Below are 253 nucleotides of genomic sequence, written 5' to 3'. Positions count from 1 at the left end.
GATGGTGCGGATGCGGAGGCGTTGGATGTTCTCGACGTCGATGTGCCTGACGTGCTCGACGCTCTCGATGTCGACGCGGACGTGGACGTGCTGGACGCGGATGCGGACGTGCTCGACGTCGATGCGGACGCTGATGGTCTCGACGTAGACGTGCTGGATGCCGATGCGTTGGACATCGATGTGCTTGATGCTGACGCGGACGTGCTCGACATCGACGCGGATGGCGCAGACGCAGAGGTCGTCGATGCCGATG

1 protein-coding gene is annotated in these 253 nt (G+C 63.2%); it reads right to left on the bottom strand.

The window, feature by feature from the left end; genetic code table 11:
- The coding region (locus IFU40_RS16615; RefSeq protein ID WP_191927029.1) for a hypothetical protein at positions 1 to 253 on the bottom strand (253 nt) is incomplete at both ends.

The sequence above is a fragment of the Microbacterium sp. CFBP 13617 genome (assembly GCF_014839445.1).
GTDB lineage: Bacteria > Actinomycetota > Actinomycetes > Actinomycetales > Microbacteriaceae > Microbacterium.
Note: the sequence above shows the minus strand (reverse complement) of the source record. Positions and strands in the feature narration are given on the sequence as shown.